This is a genomic window from Shewanella aegiceratis, assembly GCF_019457495.1.
Classification (GTDB): domain Bacteria; phylum Pseudomonadota; class Gammaproteobacteria; order Enterobacterales; family Shewanellaceae; genus Shewanella; species Shewanella loihica.
Genome location: NZ_CP080416.1, coordinates 1,033,922 through 1,058,536, shown reverse-complemented (window position 1 = coordinate 1,058,536; position 24,615 = coordinate 1,033,922). Strand labels below are relative to the sequence as shown.

The following is a 24,615-nucleotide window of genomic DNA, read 5'->3' as shown; positions in this document are numbered from 1 at the left end:
GTCCTCAGCAACTTCGGTGGCTAACTCATCGAGTCGCTCAGCGACTAATTCACCAGCAAATTCACCAGCTAATTCACCAACTAATTCTCCACCAAATTCGGCAACTAATTCGGCTACAGATTCGCATAGCCATCGATATCTTGTTAGTGTGGTAGCGCGGCCTAAGTGCCGGATTAGATATGATTACTGCCAAAGGACTCTGTTATGTTACGTTCGTTGACCGTTTGCCTGCTGTTACTCCTCGCCCCCGTCTTTCATCTCGCCGCAGCTCAAGCGCCTGCTGCTCAACAAGAACCTGCGGCCAAACAACAAGCACCCTTAACCCAACAAGAGGCCATGCCCCACTCCCAGACGCCTATCCTCGACCGTCCCCTGGTGGAGCGTTACATACTGGATGAGCTCAAGGCATTGAGGATGGAGCAGCAAGACCTAGAGCGCCGCCTGACGGTGGAGATCACCGACCGTGAGCTGGCGGTGGCTGACAAGTCGCTGAACTATGCCAACGTGACGGTGACTTACTTCTTCTACATCATCGCGGGTGTCGCATCCTTGATCGCCTTCATCGGCTGGCAGTCGCTTAGAGAGATCAAGACCAACACCGCCAAGCTGGCGGCCGAGCAGCTGCAATCCATCACAGAGCAATACGAAGAGAAGTTTAAGGTACTGGAGCAAGACCTTAAGCGTAAGAGCCGCATCATCACCAAGAACAACCGCGAAATCGAGATCATCAACGAGATCCACACCCTCTGGCTACACGCCCAAAGTGCCCAGACCCCAGAGCAGAAGATCGCCGTCTATAACGAGATCCTCACCATACGGCCGGGAGACCTCGAGGCGATGACCTACAAGGCCGATGCCGCCATGGAGATGCGCGAGTTTAACTGGGCGCTGAGCCTATGTAACCGGGTGCTCGAGGTCGACGGCAGCAACGCGCACGCCCTCTATCAGCGCGCCTGCGCCTTCGCCTGTCTGGGCCAGGAGGAGCGCGCCCTGTCGGATCTTGAGCAGGCTATAGAAAACAGCGTCTCCTTCAAGGAGGTGGCCGCCAACGAGGACGACTTCAGTAACCTGAGAAGCAACCCCAGGTTCGACATACTGATCTCCTCCAGCGAGAGCTAACAATTAGACGCTACTGGGCTGCACAACTCTCCTCCCTAAGCTAAGCGGCGCGGCTGTCCCTTTTCGCCGCTAACGCCCATACTTAAATAAGCCATTCATCATATGCCGCCGTGAGCCTGTGGGCGCGGCGTGTGAACGGGAGGCCGATATGTCACGTATCATCGCTTATTGTTACGACAGCTTCATGCGCGGGCCCGAGCAGGCCTGTCTCATCGACTGGCGCCGGAACTTACTTAGCCAGGTCAGCGGCCGGGTGCTGGAAATTGGCGCCGGTACTGGTGCCAGCCTATCCCTCTATCCGAAACGCGCAGATCTGGAGCTGGTGCTGACCGAGCCAGATGTGGACATGATGCGCCTCTTGGAGAAGGCCGTCGCCGAGCGCCCGGGTAGCCATATCACCCTGCTGGACTGCCCGGCAGAGTCCATCGACAGTGAGGATTCAAGCTTCGACTGGGTGTTTGTCTCCCTGGTGTGCTGCACAGTCCAGGACCTGCCGGGGACACTTGCGGAGATCTGGCGGGTACTCAAGCCCGGCGGGCGTCTGCTGTTTCTCGAGCATGTCGCGGCGGAAAAGGGCACTCGCAGGCGCCGCTGGCAGGATAGACTCAACTTCATCTGGCGCCGTATCGCCGGCAATTGCCACCTTAACCGGGAGACGGAGGCGCAGATCCGAAGTGCGGGCTTCGAAATAGAGTCGATCACCCGGGAGAGCATGCGCAAGGCGATGCCCCTGGCCAGGCCGACGATTCGCGGCGTGGCGCGAAAGCCTTAAGCGCCATCTATGCCCTTAGCCCCAGCTGAGCCCTAAGCCCCATCTAGCTACAAGCAAGTCGCAAGCATCATCTCTGCCATTCACCTCAGTCGCGATGGATGCGCACCGCGATCCGCCGCGCGCCAAAGTCTTCCCGTACTCTGGCGAAGCGTCCCGGCAGCGGCGCGCCGCAGTATCGGCAGGCGCCGTGTTCGTCCAGCGCATATTGCCCCAGCTGATACCAGTCGCGCTCGATCAGACGCTTGTGGCAGCTGGCGCAGTAGGTGGCGTCGGAATCTGGGTCATGCACGTTACCGCAATAGACATAATGTAGGCCGTGGTTGAGGGCGATGCGCCGCGCCCTTTGTAGCGTGCTCAGCGGCGTAGATGGCCTGTCCAGCAGCTTAAAGTCGGGGTGAAAGGCGCTGAAATGCAGCGGCACATCAGGCCCCAGGTTTTCCACCAGCCACTGACACATGGCATTGAGCTCCTCATCGCTGTCGTTCTCGCCGGGGATCAGCAAGGTGGTTATCTCAAACCATACCTGGGTCTCATGCTTGAGATAAAGCAGGGTCTCAAGCACAGGTTGCAGCTGGCCGTGGCAGATCTTGTGATAAAACGACTCGCTAAAGGCCTTGAGGTCTATATTGGCCGCGTCCATATAGCGATAAAACTCAATCCTCGGCGCCTCACAGATATAGCCCGCGCTCACCGCCACACTCTTGAGCCCAAGTTCATGGGCCGCCAGGGCGGCATCGATGGCGTACTCCATAAACACCACAGGATCGTTATAGGTAAAGGCGATGCTCTTGCAGCCGTGGCGACGGGCGGTGGCCGCCAGCTCGTCTGGCATGGCGCTGTCACACAGAGTATCCATCTGGCGCGACTTACTCATGTCCCAGTTTTGACAGAAGAGACAGCTCAGGTTGCACCCGGCAGTGCCGAAACTCAGCACGCTTGAGCCGGGGTAGAAATGGTTCAGCGGCTTCTTCTCGATAGGGTCGATACAGAAACCCGAGGAGCGACCATAGCTGGTCAGCACTATCTCGCCTTGATGGTGCATGCGCACGAAGCAGGCGCCGCGTTTGCCCTCGCGCAAAGTGCACTTGCGCGGGCAGACGTCGCAGCACACCCGCCCGTCGTCCAGGGCATGCCAATATTGGGTCGGAAAGTATGCCGGTGGTGCAGTTAACATGGGAGTTTGCCTGTCGTTGACCTACACTGAAAGTATAGTTGACGCCCTGCTAGGGGAGAGAGATGAAGTACCGACAAGCCGCCGTCGCCGGGCGATTCTATCCGGCCGAACCAGGACTACTCACCCAGCAACTCATGCACTATTTCGGCCAGGCTCCCAGCGTTCACATTATCCCCAAGGCCCTCATTCTGCCCCACGCCGGTTATCTCTATTCCGGCGAGGTGGCCGCCAAGGCGGTAAACCTGCTGCGCAACCGCCCAGACGGCTATCGACGCATCGTCCTGCTGGGCCCCAGCCACTATGTGGGCCTCAACGGCTGCGCCCTGCCCCGCAGCGACAGTTTCATCACCCCCTTGGGTGAGATCCCCATCGACAGAGTAGGCATAGAGCTGCTGCTCAACCGCCGGCTCGCCATCGCCTCCGACATGGCCCATCAGAGAGAACACGCCCTGGAGGTGGAACTGCCGCTACTGCAATTCTGCCTAGACGACTTCATCCTGCTGCCCGTGGTGGTGGGCGGCGCCAGCCCAGAGGCCGTGTGCCAGCTGATCCAGGCGGTCGCCGATAGCGATACCCTGATCGTGGTCAGCAGCGATCTCAGCCACTATCACCCCTATCTGGATGCCAACCGGATAGACACAGACACCCGCAGCCACATACTGGCGCTCGACCCACACCTGGCGCCGGAACAGGCCTGTGGCTGTCATGCCCTCAACGGCCTGCTGGCCTATGCCAAGCTAATGAATTGGAGAATAAAATGTGTTACCCACACCAACTCGGGTGACGTGACCGCGCGCGCCCAGGCCCGCCGTCCGAGGGATGATGAGGAGGTGGTCGGCTATGCCAGCTTCGCGCTCTATTGAACTGACCGCCAGCGACAAGGCCTGCCTGCTGGATCTGGTATGGCAGGTGATAGATGCCGGGTTAACACAGGGAGGATTGACGCTACCAGAAGCTCCCGAGAGTGAGGCCCTACTCACGCCGGCCGCCTGCTTCGTCACCCTGCACCAGGGCGGTGAACTCAGGGGCTGTATCGGCCGGGTAGATGCCTGCGAGCCCCTGTGGCTATGCGCCTGTGAAAACGCCTATGGCGCCGCCTTTAAGGACCGCCGCTTCGCCCCGCTGCGAAGTGAAGAGCGCGAGTCACTCACCTTAGATATCTCTATCCTCTCGCCGCTTACTCCTATGGAAAACCAAGGGGAAGCGGCCTTGCGCTCACGCCTGCGCCCCAACATCGACGGCCTACTCATGGATGACGGCCACCGCCGCGCCCTGTTTTTGCCCTCGGTATGGCAGAGCCTGCCAGCTCCCAAGGACTTCGTTTCCGCCCTCAAACAGAAAGGCGGCTGGCCCCAAGATTATTGGCGTGACACCATCACGCTGCAGAGGTTTACGACTCAGGTAGTGAAGGATTGAATGCTCTCCAATGTTTAGTTTTCACACCTTTCAGACTTTCTCGACTTTCCTTATTACTTATAAATTTCTATCCCTCTTTGGTGTGTACAAAATTCAACCAACCAGAGCGATGATAATTTAATAAGTTCGATTGCAGATGCAGCAACAAGGGCATTTGGCACATATCGAACTCACCTTCGAATACAATTAAGCTAATACTAAAGTTAACAAGTTTATTTAAAAATGTTGCACTTTTGTTTATAAGTCTGTATTTTCTCGCTCAATTATTCTGTTCATTTCCTCAACTAATTCAATAAAGCGAAATGCTCAAAATAATCGCTAACGCTAATATAAGCGGCGAATAAATAGCACACTGACTTTGGGTGTGCTTTAGGAATTTTTACTTTAAATGGATGTTGCCCCATATGATCACCACTAAACCTCTCTGTTGGTTGGCTGCTCTCGGCCTACTGTCTTCATTTCAATCTTACGGCGTTGTCTATAGCGAAGCTCAAACGGCGGCTATCACCGAAAATATGCAGCATGCACTGGCCGTTGAAAATACAGGCATAATTAATGAAGGTCATATTCATGACATTTATCAATTCTATGCATCGAATAAGCTAGCAGTAGGCATAGACGATCATTACTTGCATACTTTTTTTGCAAAGAATGACAACACCATAAGCTATATGGGTAAGCAGAGCATCGGTGAAGAGGACTACTATAGCAACCGCGACAATATCTCTTTGAGTCCTGATGCTAAGTTCATGTATTTAAAGAAAAGCAAAGACAATATCTATCAGATCGAGGTGATGACCTTAGATTCTGAAAATAAAGAGTGGGAAACCAAGTTTACCTATACCAGCATAGGGACTCAGTCTATCGATTATGGCACCCAGAGCCAGATCTCTGACGATGGAAACTATCTCATTATGTGGAGTAGTTATCAAAGAAATCTATCTATTGCGAAGAGAGATAAAGTTACTGGCGAGCTTAGCCCTTTAATACTGGTCAAAAGCGATAAACTCCCCTCAAGAGTGGAAGGAGTTGAATATGATGAAGCCAACCAGACTTTGCTCATTTTTGGCCAAGGCAGCCCCTATGACTCGACCTCGGCATTAATTGCACTCAAAATCGACTCAATAAATGGATCGGCAACCGAAATTGCCCGACTCCCACTGAGCGGCACCTACCAAAATATTGATTACATCCAATTCGATCCTAATACCAAGAATATATTTATCATTGAGAGTGGTAATATTAACGTCTACCACTTAGATGAAACCAATAACACGTTAACGACCAGCTACAGTGATTCTACCTACAATACTTTCAATACCTATGTAAGCAGTAAGTCAGTCAGGTTAATTGACGGCAAGTTATTTGTTCAGCAAAGTAATAATCTTGCCAAAATTTATCGCTTTAATGACGGTACTTCACCCTCTTTTTCACTGGAAGACACAGTCACCACCAGTGTCTATTTGAATCAACTGGCAATCGCAGATGGACTCGGCTGGAGAATGATGAATGAAAAGGCCGAACTCTTTGCCAACAGCTCCACGGCTTATGACTTTGTCAAAAAAGATACCCTCGCCGATGGTCAACAAAATATGCCAATATTTGGTAATTCAAGAACCCAAATCGCCTTTATCGAGTCACTCGATATCATTGTTGCTATTGATAGACAAGGCATCTATTCAATGCTCGCCGACGCAAGCGCTCAAACCCCACTCTATTCTACGACATGGGAACAATTGGGTTTCGATATTAATGCATCGCCGTTCATAGATAGGGTCGTCGTTAAAGGCAATAACATACTCCTCGCGGGGAGATATTTTAACTATACACCGAGTTCGCAAAATGACCGCTTTATGGCCCTTAAGGTCGATGATAAAGGGGTCATTTCGACAGAGGTGAAACCACTGACCGTATCGGGAAATCCATTTTACTACCAAAGTAACAACAATTCTGCCCAGTTTGACCCGAGCAGTGGAGTCGCGGCATTTCTGTCACAAGATGGTGGCTATGCATTTTTTAGCCTGGATGCGGACAATAATCCAACCTTTATCGACACCTTAGACTCAGCCCTCTTTAACACCTATTACTACTATAGGAGCATAGGCTTCGTCGACGGAAAACCCTATGTCTGGGACAGAGAAAACGCTAAATTCTATTTCGTCGATGTCGATGTTGCTAACAAGGACGTCGATCTTGGAGATGGCATAGATCTTTCGGGTTCGGTCCCCAACGACGCAGTGATCATCACAAACGGCAAGAACATCTATTTTATAAACGACTCCGCAGTATCGAGTTATAAGATCAATGACGATCTCAGCCTGTCATTTATGTCGACCTCTTTTGTTTCAGGGCTTTATTCCAATGACTTAACCTTCATATCTGAAGATTACGTCGTAAACGCCAATTATAATAGTCTGAACAGCTATGCTATCGACAGACAGAGCGGCGCCTGGAAAAAGCTAGAGAGCATCATGGCTGAGGATTTAGGTGTGTCAGGCTTAAATACCAGCAAGATAGCCTATGGCGACTCGGTAAAACAAAACCTGATCTTTAACGCGAACATTAATTACTCCACCAACATACTAATCCGTGCAGATCTCGCGACCAGCCCCGTTTTGACCTCTGCGCTCTTGCCCCTACTAGCGAATGAAGGTGAGAAAGTCGAACGTAATATCAGCGAGTTTGTATTTGACGCCGACAATGATGATCAACTCATCTTTAGTTCTGCCAACCTGCCTTCTGATGCCGAGCTAACTGAGTCGGGCGTGCTCACCTATGACACGACAAGCCATGACTCGGGTGAACTCGATATCCTGGTGACCGACAGTAATGACATGACACTCAGCATAAGCTTGCCTTTCTTGGCTAACAGGGCACCAGTCGTTGAAGCCATAGACACCTATTGGATCAATCCAGGAGAGAACATCACCTTTAACCTCGCCGATGCGGTAAGCGATTCAGAGGGCCAAGACTTCAGCTTTACAAAGGATGAAGGCTCGGCGCTTGAGGTGAATGCCCTCGGCATGGCTTACGGGCAACTCACCCAGGCAGGTGAACATCAGGTACTCGCCACAGTTACAGACACCTTAGGTGCCAAGGCCTCTGTGTCTGCTACCGTCCAGGTGAATTCAGCCCCAACAGCTTCTGGCCTAGGTGCGGTGTCACTCAAAGCTGGCGAAGCGGTCACTCGCGATTTAGCCAGCGCATTTGCCGATGCAGATGGTCATGCCCTTAGCTTCTCTGCCATTGGCCTACCATCGGGTATCAGTCTGAGTGCACAAGGCCAACTCAGCGGTAGCAGCAAGGTCACAGGTAAATCAAGCGTAGTGGTAACGGCTACCGACACCATGGGATTGAGCACTAGCGCCAACCTCTCTGTCGATATCAAAGAAGAGAGTTCAGGTGGCGGTAGCTTGGGATACCTGGTCTTGCTGCTCCTCCCATTGGCCATCCGCAGAAAATTCCATTAATGGTTAACCTTGGCCTTTAGCTCGATGGCAAGACGCTCATCAGGTTAGAGGCGCTCCCTTTGCCTAGATTGAATTGCACCCAAGTCCCCCACCACCCCGGGGGATTTTTTTTGCCGCAACACGCGGCGGGGGTTTGCACCTAGCGGCGCGACTTTGGCCAAGTAGCAGTTTGCGTGGGGTAAGGGAGAGCATCTGGCGAATTGCCTATTCGGGAAGGGAGGCACATTGTAGTTAATGCTCGAAAAACAGAGTGTTGGCAGTTAACGTCGCGGTCGTTGGCTAAGTGGATTTGAAGGTCGTACCTTCATTGTTACCTAACGCCTGCCCGGCGGGGGCTGTGCAGATACACCTGTGAGACGCCGTGAATAAATCCCTGGCCGCTCTGCGGTTTCATCCCTGAAACCGAAGGTCACCGGCGTATCTACACCCGGCATCCAACGTCTCTTCGATTTAGCGTCATGGGGTGCCCATTGGTGAGAAACATTTGGCCAAATTTGTATTTACAGGAAATTTGAAGGTCGAACCTTCATGGCAATCTAACGCCTGCCCGGCGGGGGATGTGCAGATACACCTGTGAGACGCCGTGAATACGTCCGTGTAGGCTCTGCCGAAACATCCCTGTTTCGGAAGCTCACCGGCGTATCTACACTCGGTATCCAACGTCTCTTCGATTTGGCTTCATTGTTGTCGATTGGGAGGCTGCATTTGGCCACATTTGTATTTGCGGGGGATTTGAAGGTCGCACCTTCATGGCAATCTATCACCTGCGGTGGGCTTATGTGCAGATACGCCTGTGACACGCTGTGCGCCATCTGACCTCCAAGGATGAAAGAAATGCCAGAATATGTAGGGAACATATTTGGCCCTGGCCGCTCTGCGAAATCATCTGACCTCCACGGATGGAGGGAATGCCGAAAAATGTCGGGAACATTTTCGGCCCTGTTTCGGAAGCTCATCGGCGTATCTACACCCGATATCTAATATCTCTTCGATTTAACTTCACTGAATCATCCCTGATAAAATCTATTAATTTTCAAGAGAAAACAGGCAAATATGTGACATAACATGTTGATTACAACCAACCGTATACATTAAAGTATTACCAATCAAGGACAGAGCTAGGCCAACTCGAATCAAACATCGACCACGCCATTCAGGGAATGAAAAAGCCAACCACCATGCGCCAATCACCTCCCATAAAAGTTTACTCTGACCCCATTTATTTACATGCTTGGTCTCCTACCTTGCAAGGTCTCACTAATAAATTGTTAAGCCCTAAGTAATCAAATTGGAACTGAAGTAGAAAATGGAACAAAAAGTTGAATTGGCAAATGGCATTTCAAGCCTGGTCGCAAAATTTAGTATCGCTGTAGGGGCGATAATAGTATTAATCTACTGCACGAGCATCGGCTTTTATCCTAAAAACATTCAAGTTGGTGACGGACTATTTTTTATTTGGTCGACACTTGTGTTTGGCTTCGTATGTACTATCGCTAATTTCCTCTTCACATCAGTGGGCTATACGCTCTACACGCCTTTGTACCTACTTTTAAAGAATTTTGCTCCGTTACCTAAGATTAATGATTTCAAGGGATATTCCTTCATTTACATTCTTGGTTCATTTTTAATTTTAATTACCTCGATAGCTTTTTTAATTAGTGATATAGAGTTGAGTTGGAAACAGATAGACTTAATGTCAGTTATTTCTTGGTGTGTTGCTTTATTAATGAATGGCTTTATCCTTTCTGCTTTGCTTGAGGAAAAAACTGAAGCACCTAGAAAGCTATTCTATGTCGTTACCTTCTTAATGCTGTTTATTGTTCCATTTGTAGTCATAAAGGGTTTTTTTACGAATTCAGTTAGCGCATCAATGAAGTATTTGGGTATTAGAGAGGTAGCAGTAACAGCCTATGTTGACCATAAATATAGAGATATAGTTTCTGATGCTATAAATAAAATTAGTTCAAAAAGCCATGTAATCATTCCTGTCGGCGACAAATTTATCCGTCTTGATAATGTAAATGTACTATTTCAAGGAGTTGGAGAGATTAGTTATCTGCAAATATCCGATGGAGGTAAAAGCGCAACTTTTAACTTACCTTCCGAGTCAATTGTTGTAAAAAAAGATTCGCAAAAAGTAGAGCTCTCTGACTTATCCAAGGATATATTGTCACTGCATTCAACAACGTTGGACGAACTCAAAGTAGGGTTTAACCCCGACTCTATGGTCTTTACATTCGACCACTCTTATGGATTATATGAGATTGGCGAGTATAAAGTCTCTGAACGCTTCAATGCTGTATTGACAGAAACCTTTAAAGAAATATTACCAATATTAATAAAAAATGACCAAATCATTGAGTCTATTGAAATTGTTGGTTTCGCAAGTAGAGTGTGGAAAAACTCGGAAGATGATGTTAGTGCATATAAAAACAACATTTTACTTTCTACCAATCGAGCAATTGCAGTTTCTAATGTCTTGTATGAGAGTAAAGATCTTATTAAGTATGGAGGTTGGTTAAATAGAAAAGTTGTAACAAAGGGCATGTCATCCTCTACTGCTACTAATAATGAGTTAGGAAGAACCATTTCAATCAAAGTAAATACAAGGCTTAACAAGTCAAGTAACGCGGACGGCGAAAGCGCTGCCGGTTATTGAGGCGTTAAATGCCTAGGCAATATTCTAAGTTTATGATTTTTTAATGTAAGGAGAAGTGTGATGATTAAGTGTTCGCGTTGTAATAATAAAGCTGAATATGTTCTTGTAGATTATCGGCATGAGATTGTGGATGAGGGAGAAGTATTTTGTGGACATCATGCTTTTGATGAAAATCGTGAAAAGTGTCCTTGTTGTTATGATTATTGGATAGAGGTCTATGATGGGGATACCAAATGTGATGTTAAACTCTTGCCTACATACCCTCAAGGTACTCTAGATTCTGAAGGTTGTTGTTCAGAACATCCTTGATACATTAATCGGCATTTAACAAGCTAATTAACAAGGACAAATACTGTTGGCTATTTTCGTTCCTCAAATTTTAGCCAATTATATTTGGCCTGTTATTAGGGCGTATCCCACAGAAATTTTGATTAGAAAACCAAATTTGAGAGCAGTAAACCTAACGGGCCTTTGTCCATAGAAGTGTTAGTTTTGACAGGATTATGGGAACCAGATGCAGCTAAATCGGAGAGATGGATAACTCGGTGTAGGTACGACTGTGACCTTCCGTGACTGGGATGTCACGGCAGAGCCTACAGGGAATGTACTTGAACAACATCCCTGTTTAAGGGCCAGTTCGGCATCCATACCTCTCGTTCGTTGGCTCGAAGCTGCGCTTCACTCTCCGTGTCACAGCAGTACCTGCACGAAAGGGTCGCTCTTTTGCGTCCCTGCAATCGCGACATTGGCGCATCCATGCACTGCACCTACTGCCAAGCCATTCAAAACTATGAAGCATTGGCCTACCAACCTCACCTCAAATACTTAGCGTACTCAAACACAGCTAAATCGAAGAGAGATAATAACCCAGTGTAGATATGGCTGAGGGTATCGAAAACAGGGATGTTTTCGTTAAGCGGCCATGGATGGCGCACAGCGTCCCGAAGCCGTATCTGCACATAAGCGAGCCGCAGGCTATTCATAACAATGAGGGCTCGACCTTCAAACAAACCCAATAAATGCCAATGCAGCCAAACGCTGCAAGCAACAAAAATATTACCCAATTTGTTATTCGACAAATCCCCTCCCCCTCTGGTTTAACAACTCACTTTTAGTGTAAAATCCTCTCTTTCGTCAACGCCTAGCCAGACACGAGCGACATAGAGCCAAATAATGCCTAACGCCTTGTTTTACTTGATGCCACAAGCCAGTTCTGCCGCAACCAATGTTGCCAAGGCGGAGCAAGAGAGTGTCTATCTTTTCGCCTGCCGACTCGCCGAGCAGGCGTATCGTGGTCAACAGCTGGTGTATATCCACTGCAATGACCAGCAGCAGGCCTATGAAGTTGACGAAATTTTATGGCAATTTGAACCCAGCGCATTTGTGCCCCATAACCTCAAGGGCGAAGGGCCGACGGGTGGCGCGCCGGTGGAGATAGGCTTCGATAAACTGGGCCCAAATAAAAATCGTCACCTTCTGATTAATCTTGCAGACCAAGCGCCGCAATTTGCGGTAAACTTTGGCCAGATTATCGACTTCGTTGCCAACGATGCTGCCATGAAAGCGACCGCGCGCGATCGTTATCGCCAGTATCGCGAGTTAGGGATCTCCCTGACGACCCAACAACCAAATTAATTAGTTTGAGAAGCACACGCTCCTATGGAAAAGACATACAACCCACAGTCAATCGAACAGGCTCTGTACCAGAACTGGGAAGAGAAAGGATACTTTAAGCCCCACGGCGATGAGTCGAACGGCAATTACTGCATCATGATCCCGCCGCCAAACGTGACCGGTAGCCTGCACATGGGTCATGCCTTCCAAGACACCATCATGGATACCCTGATCCGTTACCAGCGCATGAAGGGTAAGAACACCCTGTGGCAGGTAGGTACCGACCACGCGGGTATCGCCACCCAGATGTTGGTAGAGCGCAAGGTAGAGGCCGAAGAGGGCAAGAGCCGTCACGACCTGGGCCGTGAGACCTTTATCGACCGTATCTGGGACTGGAAAAATCAGTCTGGTGGCACCATCACCAAGCAGCTACGCCGCCTGGGCGCCTCGGTCGATTGGGATCGTGAACGCTTCACCATGGATGAAGGCATGTCGGCCGCGGTACAAGAGGTGTTTGTGCGCCTGTACAACGACGACCTCATCTACCGTGGTAAGCGCCTGGTTAACTGGGATCCTAAGCTACACACAGCGATTTCAGATCTCGAAGTCGAGAACAAAGAGAAACAGGGCAGCATGTGGCACTTCCGCTACCCGCTGGCCGACGGCGCGCTTACAGCCGACGGTAAAGACTACCTTGAAGTGGCTACCACGCGTCCAGAAACCATGCTGGGCGACAGCGCGGTTGCGGTACACCCAGACGACGAGCGCTATCAGTCGCTGATCGGCAAGTTCATCCTGCTGCCTATCGTTAACCGTCGCATCCCTATCGTCGCCGACGACTATGTGGACAAGGAGTTCGGTACCGGCTGTGTGAAGATCACCCCGGCCCACGACTTCAACGACTATGAGGTGGGTAAGCGTCACAACCTGCCTATGTTCAACATTCTGACCATAGACGCGGCCATCCGTAGCCAGGCAGAAGTCGTCAACTCAGACGGCACCGCCAACGACGAGCTAGACGGCAGCCTACCAGAGCGCTTCGCCGGCATGGATCGTTTCAAGGCGCGCACCGCCATCGTCGAAGAGTTCGAGTCACTCGGCCTACTGGGCAAGATTGACCCACACGCCCTCAAGGTGCCTTACGGCGACCGCTCTGGCGTGGTGATCGAGCCGCTACTGACAGACCAGTGGTATGTGGCCGTGGCCCCTATGGCCAAGACCGCCATCGAAGCGGTTGAAAATGGCGACATCAAGTTTGTGCCGCAGCAGTATGAAAACATGTACTTCTCTTGGATGCGTGACATTCAAGACTGGTGTATCTCGCGTCAGCTGTGGTGGGGTCACCGTATCCCGGCATGGTACGACGAAGCCGGTAAGGTGTATGTCGGCCGCGACGAGGCCGAAGTACGCGCCAAGCATAACCTGGATGATTCTGTCGTGCTGCGCCAAGACCCAGACGTACTGGATACCTGGTTCAGCTCGGCGCTGTGGACCTTCTCAACCCTAGGCTGGCCAGACGATACCGAGGCGCTTAAGACCTTCCACCCAACCGATGTGTTGGTGACAGGTTTTGATATCATCTTCTTCTGGGTGGCGCGCATGATCATGATGACCATGCACTTCATCAAGGATGAAGATGGCAAGCCACAGGTGCCGTTTAAGACGGTGTATGTGACCGGCCTTATCCGTGACGAACAGGGCAACAAGATGTCCAAGTCTAAGGGTAACGTACTGGATCCGCTGGATATGATCGACGGTATCGATCTCGAAGCCTTAGTCGAGAAGCGCACCGGCAACATGATGCAGCCACAGCTGGCCGCTAAGATCGAGAAGAGCACCCGTAAAGAGTTTGCCGATGGCATCGAGGCCCACGGCACCGACGCCCTGCGTTTCACCCTGGCAGCCATGGCCTCTACCGGCCGTGACATCAACTGGGACATGAAGCGTCTGGACGGTTACCGCAGCTTCTGTAACAAGATCTGGAACGCCTCGCGCTATGTGTTGATGAACACAGAAGAGCAAGATTGTGGCCCGCAATCTCCAAACGGAAAAGCTGACGGCGAAATGCAGCTGTCACTGGCGGATCGCTGGATCGTCGGCCTGTTTAACCAGACGGTTAAGGCCTATGACGAGCACATGGAAAACTACCGTTTCGACCTGGCGGCCAATACGCTGTACGAGTTCACTTGGAACCAGTTCTGTGACTGGTACCTGGAGCTGACCAAGCCGGTACTGCAAAACGGCACCGAGGCCGAGCAGCGCGGTACCCGTCACACCCTAGTGACGGTACTGGAAGCCATGCAACGTCTGCTGCATCCTATGATGCCATACCTGACAGAGACCATCTGGCAGCGCGTTAAGCCGCTGGCAGGCGTCGAGGGTGACACCCTGATGCTGGCCGAATTCCCTGTATATCAGGCGGACAAGGTAGATGAAGCCGCCATGGCAGATCTGGAGTGGGTCAAGCAGGTGATCGTTGCCGTGCGTAACATCCGCGCCGAGCTGAATATCGCCCCAAGCAAGCCGCTAAATGCCCTGCTGCGCAGCGTCAGCGCGCAAGACAAGGCCCGCGTAGAAGCGAACCAGACCTTCTTCGCCACCCTGGCCAAGCTAGAATCGATGACGATTCTGGCCGACGGTGACACCGCGCCTATGTCGACCACTCAACTGGTTGGCGAGATGGAGCTGTTGATCCCTATGGCAGGCCTTATCGATGTGGCCGCCGAGATGGCGCGTATCGACAAGCAGCTTGAAAAGCTAGTTGGTGAAGCTAAGCGTATCGAAGGCAAGCTCAATAACCAGGGCTTCGTGGCCAAGGCGCCGGAAGCGGTTATCGAGAAGGAGCGCGCCAAGCTAGCTGAGTTCCAACGGGATATGGACAAGCTAGGCGAGCAGAAAGCCGAGCTGGCTAAGCTGGAAGGCTAATCCGGTTTGAGATACTAAAAAGGCAGTCAGTTGACTGCCTTTTTTCTTACCCGCGATTTTCTTCCGGGCCGTTTAACGCCTCAAACACCTACCTCTGGCAAATAGTTACCTCAGCTACACCTTATAGTGGGCGATATCCGCCTCCATGGATTCTGCCAGCCTGGCCAGATCCTCGGTGGCATCGCTGCTCTGTCTGGCGCCCTCTGCGGTCTGATCCGAGATCTCGCTGATGTTGGTGATATTGATGTTGATCTCCTCGGTAACCGAGCTCTGCTCCTCCGAGGCTGTGGCTATCTGGGCGTTGAGGGCGTTGATCTCCTCAATGCTATTTAAGATCTGCTGCAGGGCATCGCGCACCATAAGCGATTTATCCACGCTGAGTTTCACCTGCTCTGTGCCGCTCTGCATCATCTGCATCGAGTCCCGCGCCCCCTGTTGCAGGCGCTGGATCATCTTCTGGATCTCCTCGGTAGAGTCCTGGGTACGTTTCGCCAGAGAGCGCACCTCGTCGGCCACCACGGCAAAGCCCCGGCCCTGCTCGCCCGCCCTCGCCGCCTCGATCGCCGCGTTGAGCGCCAGCAGGTTGGTCTGCTCGGAGATCGCTTGAATGACATCCACCACAGTGCCTATTTCATTGGAATGCTGGGCTAGCAGTGTCATCGCCTCGCTGGCCCGACTCAGCTCCTGGGCCAGCGCCTCGATAACGGCGATACTCTCATCCACCACGCCCTGGGCACCGTGAGCGGCGCCGTTGGCATCCTGGGAGGCGGTAGCGGCCGAGGCAGCGCTCTGAGCCACCTCACGCACAGTGACGGTAAACTCGTGGATAGCGGTAGCGATCAGCTGAGTCTGCTGCTGTTGATCCAGCACGTTGCGCTGGGTCTGAGTCGATACCACGGCATTCTCTTCCGCCGCGCTGGCCAGACGTGAGGTCGAGGCGTGGGTGTTGGTCACCGCCTGCTGGAAATCGCTTGCGATGCGATTCACATGCTCGGCGATATGGGCAAATTCATCGTGGCCGCCGAGGCGAATACGCTTAGTGAGATCGCCGGCGGCAATATCCACCGCCGTCTCTTCCAGCTGCACCACAGACAGGCTCACCCGGCGAATGATAAATACCGAGCTGACACTGATGGCAAGCATGGCGACGCCAGAGAAGATGGCCACCAGCCAGATGTAGAGGGAAACGGTCTCCTGTGAGGCCTGATAGCTAGTCTTAGCCTCGGCGATCTGCATATCCAGGAAGGCCTGAGCCTGGTCGGTGATATCCTTAAACAGGGGGTTAATCTTCTCGAGCAGCAACTGATTGGAGCGTTTGTATTCCCCCTGACTCAAGGCCTGGATGGCTGGGTTAAAGCCCTCCTGGGTCACCTTGTCCAAAAGCGACACCAGGCGATTAACCTGGGCGCGCTCATCATCGGCAAGATCCGATGCCAAGATCTGATTATCTATGATGTCGTGCAGCGTCTTAATCGAGGCGCGGCTGGCATCGATATGGAAGCTCAGGGGGTGGTTGTGCATGTCGGCAAAGGCATTGGCGGGATCATGCTGAAAGCCGAGCAGCAATCCGCTGCGGGCCTTCTCCAGCTCGTTGAGCACCTTACCCGCCCGGATGCTGTGCTGCATCCCCTGACCGTAGAGATCCCCTATGGCATATCCCGCATCCAACATGCCGGTGATCCCCTTATAGCCGAGGAAGATAAAAGCGAAGATGATTAAGAAGATATTGAGTTTTAATTGAAATCTTACCGACTTGATCCGCTCCATCAAGCCTGATCCCTGGGTGGACGCTGCCGTCATCTCATGTGCCTCCTGGCGTTTGTGTTCAGACATAATCGCTTCCTTTTATTGCCAATTCATTGCACCTAGGCCAGGCGGCATCACGACAGCTAAAGCCATGGCACCTAAATTCACAGGCTCCATTTCAGGCCACCCAAAATTGAACCCCAGACTTACGCCGGATGAATCAGGCAAAGATTGTTAACTTAATAATACTTAAACTAATAACCCTTATTGCCGCAGAGTGCCAGCAGATACCTTTACCTAATTAGTGGTAGATCACATTTGCCCCATCTTTTTGGCCAATCTGCACACTTACGTCTGACTTTCGCCCCACTTATGCCTTACTTATGCCGCAGGGGATAATTAGAAAACGATGGCAGGAAACGGGTATAGCTTTAGCTGCTCGCTTGATATAACGTTCGCCTCGCTTGCGCTTTTATCGTCTTGGCGTCAAAAAAACGCAGACGTCAAAATACCGACTTAACCATTGTTTTTATTGAATAATTTTTCATTACCATTTGATTTCGGCGACGTTTGCTATCAGAATGTCGCAAATTGAAAATGAGGTGTAACAATGAAACCATGGATACTCCCCGCCTGTGTCGCCCTAGGGCTGACGGCCTGCGGCGGTTCAGAGGATAGCAACACGGATGCGGGTAACGGCGGCGCAGTCACGCCCCCCTTGGCCCAGGCCCCGAGTGTCGAGCTCGGCCCGGATCAACAAACCTGGAATCATGAAACCCTCTCCCTCAAGGCGAGCGTAACCCTGTTTAATCCGGGCACGGCTAGCTATCAGTGGCAGCAGACCAGTGGGCCGAGCGTCAAACTCGGCGGGCTAAGCAGCGACACCCTCACCCTGGACGCCAGTGAGCTGCTGCAAGATGAAGATATTGTCCTCTCCCTCAAGGTCACGGACGCTGCCGGCCTAAGCAGTGAGGATAGCCTCACCCTCAAGCTCAAGGACAAGATAAGCGCCGCCAGCCAGAGTGGCGATGCCAGCCTCATCGAGGGCCTTGAGCCTAAGGTGATCGCCCGTGGCCTCAAGCTCATTCAAGACTATCGCGGCGCCCAGAAGAGCTTCTTAAACACCATCTACCAGGCGGACAGAGTCAGCTACGATTCGGGTCAACACTCGCAGATGATCCAGATGCCGCTAGCCAGCAAGGGCTTCCCCCTCAAGCAGAGTTTTGAGCTGGTTAGGGGCAATCAGGGGCGCCTGTTTGCCGCGGCGAGCGACCTAAGTGGTCAGCGCAACGCCGCCTTCGGCACAGATATCATCTCTAGCATGCAGGGCGGCAACAACCTGGGCTTCGAGCCTAGCATGATGCGTCTACTCTCCTGGCTGACGGGTGAGGCGCAAGCAAACCTGGCGGCGACCAAGCAGGTGCGCCTGTTCCTCATCAGCGACTGGAGCAAGAGCCGGGTGACCGACTGGCTCACCAGTCACTACCCCAACTGGCAGGTGAGCCGCTGCGATGTCGCCAGCGAGCTGGGAAGCTGCCTGGGCGAGGCCGAGCTGGTGATCACAGGTTCCATCGAGGCGTTCGATGAAGCCGAGGTGGCGGCAAGACTCGATGCGCTACAGCAGGCCAAGATCCCGCTGCTTTATCTGCACATGCACGCCTGGAATAGCGTGCCGCTGACTCAAACAGTGCTGGGCGCCATGGGCTTTGCCATGCAGGGCCCAGGCGGTCCGGGCAACTACTTCAGCCCAGACAAGGCGGATTGGAGCGACTATCTCGCCATGCAGGCGGCTAATCCTGCGCTGAGCCAGGAAGCCCTCTGGCTCGAGCTGCTGCAGAGTGAAAAGCCAAGCTTTAACCTGGCCAACTGCGCAGACACCTGCGACAGCCAATTTAGCGAAGAGTACCGCAGCGCCCTGGCGCATATTCGCAGCAGCATCAATCGCCTGGACACGGAGAAGACGGCCATCTTCGACAGCCAAGAGTACCAGCTATACAAGTACCTGATCTTGCTTGGCGATCGTTACCGCAGCGAGATTGACTACCCCATGGATGTCAGCACCACGGCGCCAATGAGCTACCTTAAGGCGCTCTTTGCCGACAGCAGCGTATACAACAGCCGTAGCATCAACCCTGTGCCTGCGGATCTGGGTAACTTCAGCCGCACCGACTTTTCCCATGTGACGCCGGTGGACAAGACAGTCACGCTAAGCAGCAAGGCGCCGTTTCGCGCCGCAGGCGTCTACGCCCTGCCGGGACAGACCTTTAGCGTGACACGCACCGACAACAGCCAGGTAGAGACCAAGGTCTTCATCAATACCCAGCGTTCTGGCTCTACCCAGGAATATGCCAGCAAGGGCTATAACCGCCCCAAGTATCTGCAATCGCCAGCCATAGCGATAAAACCGGGGGAAACTATCACACTCACGTCCCCCTATGGCGGCCCGGTGCAGATAAGATTTAACGCCAACGACCTGCCGGTTGAATTTACCTTTAGCCATGTGGGGCTGCACCCCTTCTGGCGCAGTGACAAGGACGATCAGGCCTTCATTCAGGGACTCGCCAAGGGCGACTACGACTGGGCCGAGCTGGCGACCGAGCACTTCGAGGTGCACTCGCGGCTCAATAAGATGCAAGAGACCATGAGCCATGAGCCCAGATGGGACACGCCGCAGAAGATGAGTGAGGCCATCAGCACCTTTGTCCACAACTACCCGCACCTGCTGGCAGGCTTTAAGGGGCCGGGGATAGACAGCGTCGATGAGATAACCAACTTTGCCGCCAGTAAGGGCTGGCAGCTGGATCAACTCGACATGGTCAAACATATGAACGCCGACCAACCCACCTGTGGTTCTGGCTGCTCGGGCAACCCTTACGACGCCTCCTGGTCATTCAGCCCAACCGGCCATGGCGACATCCATGAGCTGGGCCACGGCCTGGAGCGGGGACGCCTGAGATTCGACGGTCACGAGGGCCACGCCTCCACCAACCCTTACTCCTATTACACTAAGTCCCGCGCCTATCAGGAAACCGGCAAGCTGCCCGAGTGCCAGGGGCTGTCGATTCAGGATGAGTTCGATGTGCTGCAGGCCAGTCAGCGCCAGGCCGATCCCTTCGCCTATGTGCAGGCGGCTAAGCTCACCAGCTGGTCGAGCGGCATGGCCACCATGCTACAGACCATGATTGCTGCTCAGAAACAGGGCGCGCTGCAAAACGGCTGGCATCTGCTGGCGAGGCTACACATATTGCTGCGCGAATTCGAGCGCGCCCAGGCCGACGAGGCCAGCTGGCTGGCCAAGCGCGACCAACTGGGCTTTGGCAGTTTCGACCTTGCATCGGCCAAGGCGCTAAGCAACAACGACTTTCTGATGATCGCCATGAGCTTCTCTACCGGGCTCGACTATCGCGACTTTTATCAGATGTGGGGACTGGCCACCTCGGATGCCGCCAAGGCCCAGGTCGCCAGCTTCGCCTACCCAGCGGTGCCAAAGAACATCTATGTCTACGCCCCTGGAGATTACTGTTATGGCCTGGATCTGCAAGCGGTTGCCGTCGATGGCGAGCAGGCCTGGCCTCTCTAGCCTTGTTAATCGAAACATAACCACAGAAGCCGAACCACTAAAGCCTAACCCTGAACTAAATCCATAGTTGTCACACCCTTTTTGGCGAGCCGGAGTGCTCGCCTTTTTTTACCAGCTGTTCACACCAGTGTGACCCACAGTGAATGATTTTGGTCTTTAAGGTCATTTTTAGGTAAAGTGTGCTGGCAAATGACGAGCTATCACCCCAATAGCGAGTGTTTATCACAAACCAACACGAGATGTTGCAGCCAAGCAGCACAACAAAAAAGATAAATTAAGGAAGGGTATGAGCGACGCCAATGATGCTTACGCAGATAATGATCTGCGTGAAGTTAAGCAGCTGGGAATGTGGGCCTCCATTGCTAGCCTAAGTTATATTTTCTGGATCGTCGGCGGCATGGAGCTGGTCGAACGTATCGCCTATTATGGCGTGAAAGCCAGTGCCGGCCTCTACGCCAAGGCGCCCGTCTCTCAGGGCGGCCTGGGGATCAGCCTACACGACTATGGTGTCATCATCTCGGTGTGGGCCCTGATGCAGACCTTTATTCCTGTGTTTACCGGCGGCATCTCTGATCGTGTCGGTTACAAGGAAACCATCTTCGCCTCGACACTGATCAAGATCTCCGGCTACCTGGTGATGGCCTTCTTCCCTAACTTCTGGGGCTTCCTCTTCGGCGCCATACTGCTGGCAGGCGGCACGGGTATCTTCAAGCCTGGCATTCAGGGCACCTTGGTACTCTCCACCGGCCGACAAAACACCTCTATGGCCTGGGGGATCTTCTATCAGGTGGTCAACATAGGCGGCTTCCTCGGTCCTCTGGTGGCCGTGCATATGCGCCAGCTCTCCTGGGACAACGTCTTCTACGCCTGCGCCGCCATCATCTCACTCAACTTCCTCTTCCTGCTCGCCTACAAGGAGCCGGGAAAGGAGGAGCGCATCGAGCGCAACCGCAAGATCAAGAGTGGTGAGATCACCCAAGAGGCCCTATGGAAAGATGCCCTGCACGAGCTGAAGAAGCCTGTGGTGATCTACTACATGCTGGTGTTCGCCGGTTTCTGGTTCCTGTTTAACTCTCTGTTCGACGTCTTGCCGATTCATATCGCCGAGTGGGTCGATACCAGCGTGATCGTCACTAGCCTGTTTGGCAGTGAGGGCACCTCAAACGGCATCTTGCAGTTCTGGCTCGGCCTGGATAACTCGGGCACTAAGGTGATGCCAGAGGGGATGCTAAACCTCAATGCCGGCATGATCATGACCAGCTGCTTCCTAGTTGCCGCGCTTACCGCCAAATACCGTATCACCACCGCCATGCTGGCGGGCTGTCTGCTGAGTATCATCGCCTTCGTGCTTATCGGCGCCACCAACGCCGCCTGGATGATAGTGCTGGCGATTGCCATGTTCTCCTTCGGCGAGATGATGATCAGCCCCAAGAAGAACGAATTTATGGGTAACATCGCCCCTAAGGGTAAGAAGGCCATGTACCTGGGCTTCGTGATGCTGCCACAAGGGATAGGCTGGGGACTCGAAGGCTACTTCGGTCCTAAGCTGTATGAGATGTACGCCTCGAAAGAGATCTTCTCTCGCGAGCTGCTGCTCGATCGCGGCATGAGCGCCAGCGATATCGCCGCCATTCCTCAGGGTGAAGCCTTTACTACCCTGGTGAGCCACACGGGTGAGTCGGCGCAGTCATTGACGACCCTGCTCTATAACAGCCACAACATAGGCATGGCCTGGTATATCATCGCTGCCATAGGCACCATCTCGGCCGTGGGGATCTTCATCTACGGCAAGTGGTTGCTGACATTGCAGCGCGCCCGCGCCTGATAAAGAGAGGGAGCCTAAGGCTCCCTTTTTTTGTTGCCCGCTCGGCGTCAGGCTCAGTCTTTTATTCAATCTTTTATTCAATCTTTGGTTCGGCCTTTAAATCTGCCTTTAACTCTGTCTTTAACTCAGCCTTCGACTCTCCCCTTGAATCAGCAGCCTGCTCGCTGAAACTCTCCTGCAACAGGGCGTAGCGCTTGGCCTCGGCGGCCGGCATCGCCTTGGCATACAGCCAGCCCTGTACCGTCGAGACCCCGGCTGAGGCGACAAAGGCCTCCTCGGCCTTGGTCTCCACCCCCTCGGCCACCAGATTAAAGCCCAGGCTGCGACACAACATGCAGGTATGACGATAGAGCACCTGCCCCTTGTGATGCCCGGTATTTTCCAATATCGACCTGTCCAGCTTGACCCCATCTATGGTGATCTTGCTCAGCAGGCTGATGCTGGAAAATCCCGTGCCGAAGTCATCTAGCACAAAGGAGAATCCATATTGGCGCAGGTGAGCCATGCTGGCCTCGACGGCATTGAGGTCCGCCACAAACATAGACTCGAGCACCTCGATATCGACTCTGTCCGCCATGTCGCCAAGCAGCTCGATCAGCATAGACTGCACATCCTGACTCAGGACACTGTTGGGATTGAGGTTGATGCTGACTCTGGGGTAGAAGCCTTGCTTGGCCCAGGCCTGCAGGTCATCCCGCAGGCGCCTGATGACGAAGCTGTCGATCAGGTTAGAGTAGCCGGCCTGATCGAAGGCGGGAATAAAATAGGGGCCCTCCACCTGACCACGCTCGTTTCTCAGCCTCAGCAGCGCCTCATAGCCGACGACCCGCCTGTCACTCAGGCTGATCTTAGGTTGGTAGTAGAGCAGCAATTCACCGTTGAGCACCGCCTTGATGGTCTTCTCCAGGTTAAGGTTGGCAGCGAGATCCTCGGACTGCTGACGGGCATAGTTTCGCTCGCTGATCTTCTCGATATCCTGCTGCAGCTGCACCCGCTTGATAAGGTCCCGCTCGAATCCCTTATTGCCTACCAGCAGGCTATAGCGGCGCACGAAAGGCAGATAGATAAAGACCCCGGCGCACACCAACAAGAGCTGCACCAGGGGCAGTGCCAGGGTGCCGCCCGCCACATAGCCATTGAGAAAGATGGGGGTGATCCAGGCAAAGTCGTTACCGGCGAAGCTCACCCAGCCGCTGACGATCAACAGGGTGCCTATCAGGGTATTAAACAGGGGCACCAACACGAAGGGCAGCATCAGCCTAGGATTAAAGATGATTGGCAGGCCGTAGATGAGGATCTCGTTGATATTAAACAGGGCGAAGGGCAAGGCCAACTTGGCCACATTGACGGCGTTCTTATCTTTCGAGGCGATAAACAGGGCGATCAACAGCGAGTGAGTGGCGCCGCTACCGCCGAGCAACACGAAGAGGTCGGTAAACTGGGACAGCGTCAGATTCGGCGCAACCTGCTGCAATCCATTGTCGACCCCAAGCACCAACATGTAGGCGATATCCCCATGGACGCCGAAGCACCAAAGCACATGGGTGGCCAACACCCTGACAAACAGCTGAAACAGTGTGCTGCTGGCGGCAAGGGAATCTACCAGCGGACTCAGCACCATGCCCAACAGCTCCCCCACCCAGTAGATGCCGGTGGTCACCAGCACGAAACAGAGGATCAAGGGAATAAACAGGTTGAGGTGCAGCTTAAGATAGCTGCTCAGGCTGGTGCTTTGCAGTAAGTTCAGCGCCTTAATCACCATGAGGCGTTGCAGCAGGTAGGCAACCAGAATCGGCGTGATAATCGCCCTAGCATCGCCAAACAGAAAGTCGAAGCCGTTGCTGAGGTCGATTGCCTCGCTGCCATGGATATGCAGGGCAATCTGACTGCCGATGGAGAGTGACGCCACCACCACAGCCGAGACATGGAGATACTTGGCAAAATGAAATGACAAGGAGAGCAGTGCCATCAAGGGAAAGAAACTAAACAGGAGACGGCCAAACTGACTCAGCCAGGCGTAGGCGGCACTGCCCTGCCAGCTGGGCTGCCACACATCCACCAGGGCGACGATCAGTGCCAACAGCGAGTTGACGAAGATAAAGGGCAAGAGGGCAATAAAAGACTCTTTTATCGCAATGAGGAACAGGCTGGAAGAGGTATCTTTGACCGCCAAATTACGGCCCCCGAGATCTGCTGATGGACTCTATTTAAGTTAGTCCAAGATGCTGAATAGACCAAGATGCCGCATATACCAAGAGACTGAAAATAGACAGTCCAGCCCGGTCGACTGAGAAAGCCAACACAAAACGAATACA

Annotated in this window: 14 protein-coding genes; 11 read left to right on the top strand and 3 right to left on the bottom strand. The window is 52.9% G+C overall.

The annotated features are described in order from the left end of the window. Positions 1-204 precede the first annotated feature (204 nt). Complete coding sequence (locus tag K0H80_RS04715; RefSeq protein ID WP_220073279.1) at positions 205-1,119, top strand: tetratricopeptide repeat protein; 915 nt, start codon at positions 205-207, stop codon at positions 1,117-1,119. Positions 1,120-1,267: 148 nt separating this feature from the next. Further along, the gene (locus K0H80_RS04710; RefSeq protein WP_258406177.1) at positions 1,268-1,891 is read left to right on the top strand and encodes a class I SAM-dependent methyltransferase; all 624 of its coding nucleotides are present in this window, start codon (positions 1,268-1,270) and stop codon (positions 1,889-1,891) included. A gap of 85 nt (positions 1,892-1,976) precedes the next feature. Here the strand turns inward: K0H80_RS04710 and amrS are convergent, their stop codons facing one another. Next, complete coding sequence (gene amrS, locus K0H80_RS04705) at positions 1,977-3,065, bottom strand: AmmeMemoRadiSam system radical SAM enzyme (protein WP_220073277.1); 1,089 nt, start codon at positions 3,063-3,065, stop codon at positions 1,977-1,979. 62 nt (positions 3,066-3,127) lie between these two features. On the opposite strand from amrS, the gene amrB reads away from it, so the two are divergent. The 7 genes from amrB (at position 3,128) to K0H80_RS04670 (ending at position 15,149) form a co-directional block, all read left to right on the top strand. Further along, a complete protein-coding gene (gene amrB / locus K0H80_RS04700) occupies positions 3,128-3,928 on the top strand; it encodes an AmmeMemoRadiSam system protein B (protein WP_220073276.1) in 801 nt (266 codons plus the stop codon). Then, complete coding sequence (amrA, locus tag K0H80_RS04695) at positions 3,906-4,481, top strand: AmmeMemoRadiSam system protein A (RefSeq protein ID WP_220073275.1); 576 nt, start codon at positions 3,906-3,908, stop codon at positions 4,479-4,481. Before amrB ends, amrA begins: the two co-directional genes overlap by 23 nt. Before the next feature lie 404 nt (positions 4,482-4,885). Further along, positions 4,886-7,951, top strand: a complete 3,066-nt coding sequence (locus K0H80_RS04690; RefSeq protein WP_220073274.1) for a putative Ig domain-containing protein — start codon at positions 4,886-4,888, stop codon at positions 7,949-7,951. A 1,306-nt stretch (positions 7,952-9,257) separates the two neighbouring features. Then, a complete protein-coding gene (locus K0H80_RS04685) occupies positions 9,258-10,610 on the top strand; it encodes an OmpA family protein (protein ID WP_220073273.1) in 1,353 nt (450 codons plus the stop codon). Positions 10,611-10,667: 57 nt separating this feature from the next. After that, entirely contained in the window at positions 10,668-10,919 is a 252-nt protein-coding gene (locus K0H80_RS04680; RefSeq protein WP_220073272.1) for a hypothetical protein, read from the top strand. Positions 10,920-11,783: 864 nt separating this feature from the next. Then, the gene (locus K0H80_RS04675) at positions 11,784-12,245 is read left to right on the top strand and encodes a DNA polymerase III subunit chi (RefSeq protein WP_220073271.1); all 462 of its coding nucleotides are present in this window, start codon (positions 11,784-11,786) and stop codon (positions 12,243-12,245) included. Positions 12,246-12,269: 24 nt separating this feature from the next. Next, positions 12,270-15,149 (top strand): valine--tRNA ligase, encoded by a 2,880-nt coding sequence (locus K0H80_RS04670; protein ID WP_220073270.1) that lies wholly within the window; start codon positions 12,270-12,272, stop codon positions 15,147-15,149. Between the two features lie 114 nt (positions 15,150-15,263). Here K0H80_RS04670 and K0H80_RS04665 read toward each other — a convergent pair whose 3' ends face one another. Next, on the bottom strand, positions 15,264-16,982 hold the full coding sequence (locus K0H80_RS04665) for a methyl-accepting chemotaxis protein (protein ID WP_220073269.1): 1,719 nt from the start codon (positions 16,980-16,982) through the stop codon (positions 15,264-15,266). Between the two features lie 523 nt (positions 16,983-17,505). Between K0H80_RS04665 and K0H80_RS04660 the strand changes: the two genes are divergently transcribed. Both K0H80_RS04660 and K0H80_RS04655 read left to right on the top strand, forming a co-directional pair. Then, on the top strand, positions 17,506-20,475 hold the full coding sequence (locus K0H80_RS04660; protein WP_220073268.1) for an ImpA family metalloprotease: 2,970 nt from the start codon (positions 17,506-17,508) through the stop codon (positions 20,473-20,475). Between the two features lie 286 nt (positions 20,476-20,761). Further along, the gene (locus tag K0H80_RS04655; protein WP_220073267.1) at positions 20,762-22,300 is read left to right on the top strand and encodes an MFS transporter; all 1,539 of its coding nucleotides are present in this window, start codon (positions 20,762-20,764) and stop codon (positions 22,298-22,300) included. A gap of 73 nt (positions 22,301-22,373) precedes the next feature. Here K0H80_RS04655 and K0H80_RS04650 read toward each other — a convergent pair whose 3' ends face one another. Further along, on the bottom strand, positions 22,374-24,473 hold the full coding sequence (locus K0H80_RS04650) for an EAL domain-containing protein (protein ID WP_220073266.1): 2,100 nt from the start codon (positions 24,471-24,473) through the stop codon (positions 22,374-22,376). Positions 24,474-24,615 lie beyond the last annotated feature (142 nt).

Bases quoted from the DNA above. Each gene is read 5' to 3' on its own strand.
- K0H80_RS04715 (WP_220073279.1), top strand. From the start codon at position 205: ATGTTACGTTCGTTGACCGTTTGCCTGCTGTTACTCCTCGCCCCCGTC.
- K0H80_RS04710 (WP_258406177.1), top strand. From the start codon at position 1,268: ATGTCACGTATCATCGCTTATTGTTACGACAGCTTCATGCGCGGGCCC.
- amrS (WP_220073277.1), bottom strand. From the start codon at position 3,065: ATGTTAACTGCACCACCGGCATACTTTCCGACCCAATATTGGCATGCC.
- amrB (WP_220073276.1), top strand. From the start codon at position 3,128: ATGAAGTACCGACAAGCCGCCGTCGCCGGGCGATTCTATCCGGCCGAA.
- amrA (WP_220073275.1), top strand. From the start codon at position 3,906: ATGCCAGCTTCGCGCTCTATTGAACTGACCGCCAGCGACAAGGCCTGC.
- K0H80_RS04690 (WP_220073274.1), top strand. From the start codon at position 4,886: ATGATCACCACTAAACCTCTCTGTTGGTTGGCTGCTCTCGGCCTACTG.
- K0H80_RS04685 (WP_220073273.1), top strand. From the start codon at position 9,258: ATGGAACAAAAAGTTGAATTGGCAAATGGCATTTCAAGCCTGGTCGCA.
- K0H80_RS04675 (WP_220073271.1), top strand. From the start codon at position 11,784: ATGCCTAACGCCTTGTTTTACTTGATGCCACAAGCCAGTTCTGCCGCA.
- K0H80_RS04670 (WP_220073270.1), top strand. From the start codon at position 12,270: ATGGAAAAGACATACAACCCACAGTCAATCGAACAGGCTCTGTACCAG.
- K0H80_RS04665 (WP_220073269.1), bottom strand. From the start codon at position 16,982: ATGTCTGAACACAAACGCCAGGAGGCACATGAGATGACGGCAGCGTCC.
- K0H80_RS04660 (WP_220073268.1), top strand. From the start codon at position 17,506: ATGAAACCATGGATACTCCCCGCCTGTGTCGCCCTAGGGCTGACGGCC.
- K0H80_RS04655 (WP_220073267.1), top strand. From the start codon at position 20,762: ATGAGCGACGCCAATGATGCTTACGCAGATAATGATCTGCGTGAAGTT.